This window comes from Pseudoxanthomonas sp. LjRoot204_2, assembly GCF_056175765.1.
Map to the genome: position 1 here is coordinate 1 of NZ_JBGFFG010000374.1, position 3,356 is coordinate 3,356.

Below are 3,356 nucleotides of genomic sequence, written 5' to 3' on the forward strand. Positions count from 1 at the left end.
CTCGCAGCGTGGTGTTCGGCGATCACGCGTGYGACGCAGGCGGTGACTTTCTTGCCCATGGGGATGTGCAGGAACTCGTTCGGGCCGTGCGCATTGGAATGCGGGCCCAGCACGCCGGTGATCATGAACTGCGCGCCGGGAAACTTCTCGCCCAGCATGCCCATGAAGGGAATGGTGCCGCCTTCGCCCATGTACATCGCCGGTTTGCCGAAGAACTCCCGGCTGGACGCATCGATGGCGTTCTCCAGCCACGGCGACATCGCCGGCGCGTTCCAGCCGGTGCTGGCCTTCTCCAGGTCGAGGCTGACCTGCGCGCCGTTCGGCGGATCCTTTTCCAGCAGGTCCTTCAGCAACTGGCCTGCCTGCTTGCCCTCCAGCGTGGGCGGCAGGCGCAGCGACAGTTTCACCGATGTGTAGGGGCGCAGGACGTTGCCCGCCGATGACAGTGGCGGCATGCCGTCCACGCCGGTGACCGACAATGCGGGGCGCCACGTGCGGTTGAGTACCAGTTCGGCCAGGTCTTCGGCCATCGGCGTCATGCCGGGCAGGAACGGGAACTTGTCGAATACCGCCGTGTCCAGCACACGCGCGGCTTCCTGCGCCTGTGCGACGCGGGCGGCGGGAATCTCCGCCTGCAGGCCGTCCGGCAGGATGCGACCGGTCTGCTCGTCCTCCAGGCGCGACAGCAGCTGGCGCAGCAGGCGGAAGCTCGACGGCACCACACCCGACGCGTCCCCGGAATGCACGCCTTCCTCCAGCACCTTCACGGTGAAGTTGCCGCCGGCCAGGCCGCGCAGCGACGTGGTGCACCAGAGCTGCTCATAGTTGCCGCACCCCGAATCCAGGCAGACGACGAGCGAGGGCTTGCCGATGCGGTCGGCCAGATGATCCACGTAAGCGGGCAGGTCGTAGCTGCCCGACTCTTCGCAGGCTTCGATCAACACCACGCAGCGCGCATGCGGCACGCCCTGCTGCTGCAACGCCTGGAGCGCCGCCAGCGACCCGAAGATCGCGTAGCCGTCATCCGCACCACCTCGGCCGTAGAGCTTGTCGCCCTTGATGACCGGCACCCACGGGCCAAGGTCGTCGTCCCAGCCGGTCATTTCCGGCTGTTTGTCCAGGTGTCCGTACAGGAGCACGGTGTCGGCCCCCGTCTCCGGCCCGCTGGCGGGAACCTCGATGAAGATCAGCGGCGTGCGGCCCTCCAGGCGGATCACCTCCACCTGCATGCCCGGCACCGGCTGCGCCTTGGCCCAGCGCTCCATCAGTTGGACGGCCTGCTCCATGTAGCCGTTGGCCACCCAGTCCTTGTCGAACATCGGCGACTTGTTCGGGATGCGGATGTACTCGACCAGCTGCGGGACGATGTCGTCATCCCATTTCTCGGCAACGTAACGGTCGACTTTGGCGGTATCCATGGCAACTCCGGGCACTGAAAGGCAGGTCGCCATTCTACGCCTGGCCCGGTGTAGGACTTTTCCTACAGCCGGCTGCGGCGTTTACGGGCAGATTCGCCCGTGCATGGGCGATACCGTGGCAGCTGTCGGGATTGGACACTTTCCCTACCGCCGCAGGCCATGCGCTGCCGGCGGAAACATGCCGGATGCCGTGACGCATCCCGCATGCATGGAGAGTCCAATGCCACAAGGAGAGTCGTCATGAAGTCGTTCATCCAGATCGTGTTCGCCACCGCGCTGTCGCTGCTGTTCGCCATGCAGGCGATGGCGACGGAGAGGGTCAACATCAATACGGCCGACGCGGCCGCGCTCGATCGCGTGCTGGTCGGCGTGGGGCCTGCCAAGGCGGCTGCGATCGTCGAATACCGCAAGACGAATGGCCCGTTCAAGAGCGCCGAGGAGCTGGCGATGGTGAAAGGGATCGGCTTGAGCACGATCGAGCAGAACCGCGAACGGATCGAACTGCGGACAGGCGCGACCCCGGCAAGCAAGCCGGCGGCCGCCGCTGCGAAGCCCGCCAAACCGGTGGCGCGACGCTGATCGAATCCCGCGCCTGGCGTCCTCACAGGACGTGCGGCGCCAGGCGCAGGGGCAGGAGGCCAAGGGAAACAGGCAGGAAGCCGACAAGGACGTACCTACACCGCGCAGGATGCGCAAGGGTCAGGAGCGGGCAGGAGCCTGATACCGGCAGGATGCCGACACGGACGTGGACATCGCCCGGGAGCGCAGGATGCGCGCCCGGGCGATGTCGTTTCCGGGTCGCGCTTCGCGTAGCCGGCAGAGGGACCGGCTAGAATCGCGCCGCGCCCTCACACGGAAACACCATGCCGGCATCGTCATGCCTCATTCCTGCGAACGAGTACCGTCGTGATCGCTGGAAGAACGGTCTCGGATGGACGCGCGAGATCCTGCGGGTTCCCGACAGCGATGCGTGGGACTGGCGATTGTCGATCGCCGAGATCGAGCATGACGCGGCGTTCTCTTCATTTCCCGGCATCGAACGCGAACTGGTGCTGCTCCGCGGGAACGGACTGCGCCTGCGGTTCGGCGATGGACGGGTGGTCGACGTGATGCCGCCGCACGATCGCGTGCGGTTCGCCGGCGAAGACAGCGTCACCGGCGAACTGATCGATGGCGTGACGCACGATTTCAACCTGATGTGGCGACGCGGTCGCGTGCGGGCCGAACTGCTGCATCGTCCGCTGGTGGGGACGATGTTGTTCTTCACACGGCCGGGCGTGCACTGGGTCATCCACCTGATCGCCGGCCAGGCGACCTTCGATGACGCCAGTGGCCTTGGCCCGCTGTGGAGCGGCGATACGGCCATCCTGGTGCCTGGCGAAGGCCGCGAGCGCTACGCGCTCCAGGGGGGAGGGGAGTTGCTGGCTATCCGCATCGAGGATGGCGCCGGCTGAGGCCACGGGTCAGTACACGTCGCGGCGATAGCGTCCCTCGGCGCGCAGTATGTCGACATGATCCTCGCCCAGAAGGCTGCACAGCGCGGCCTCCACCTCGGGGGCCATGCCGGCCAGGCTGCCGCAGACGTAAACCACGGCACCTTCCGCAATCCACTGGCGCAACCGGTCAGCGCGTGCCAGCAACGCATGCTGGACATGGCGATGCTCGCTGCCATCGCGCGAAAACGCCAGGTCGAGATGCTCGAGCATTCCGTTCGCATGCCAGGCCAGCAATTCATCTCCGTGGAAGAAGTCGTGCGCGCGCTGGCGCTCACCGAACAGCAGCCAGTTGCGCGCAGCACCCGCTTGCACGCGTGCCCGCAGGTGGGCGCGCAGGCAGGCGAGGCCGGTGCCGTTGCCGATCAGGATCATCGGCACGTCAGGCGAGGGTGGGTTGAAGTTCGGATTGCGCCGGATGCGAAGGGCGATCGCATCCCCTGGC

General features: G+C 66.6%; 4 protein-coding genes. 2 read left to right on the forward strand and 2 right to left on the reverse strand.

Features of this window, described 5'->3' with window-relative positions; genetic code table 11:
- On the reverse strand, positions 1-1,418 hold a 1,418-nt coding region (locus AC04L7_RS15000), incomplete at its 3' end, for a M20 family metallopeptidase (protein ID WP_475513307.1).
- 240 nt (positions 1,419-1,658) lie between these two features.
- Between AC04L7_RS15000 and AC04L7_RS15005 the strand changes: the two genes are divergently transcribed.
- Both AC04L7_RS15005 and AC04L7_RS15010 read left to right on the forward strand, forming a co-directional pair.
- Positions 1,659-1,997: a ComEA family DNA-binding protein gene (locus AC04L7_RS15005; RefSeq protein ID WP_296278382.1), complete on the forward strand. Its 339-nt coding sequence runs from the start codon at positions 1,659-1,661 to the stop codon at positions 1,995-1,997.
- 284 nt (positions 1,998-2,281) lie between these two features.
- Complete coding sequence (locus AC04L7_RS15010; RefSeq protein ID WP_435999966.1) at positions 2,282-2,872, forward strand: HutD/Ves family protein; 591 nt, start codon at positions 2,282-2,284, stop codon at positions 2,870-2,872.
- Positions 2,873-2,881: 9 nt separating this feature from the next.
- Here AC04L7_RS15010 and AC04L7_RS15015 read toward each other — a convergent pair.
- A partial coding sequence (locus AC04L7_RS15015; RefSeq protein ID WP_475513308.1) for a ferredoxin reductase domain-containing protein occupies positions 2,882-3,356 on the reverse strand: 475 nt, incomplete at its 5' end.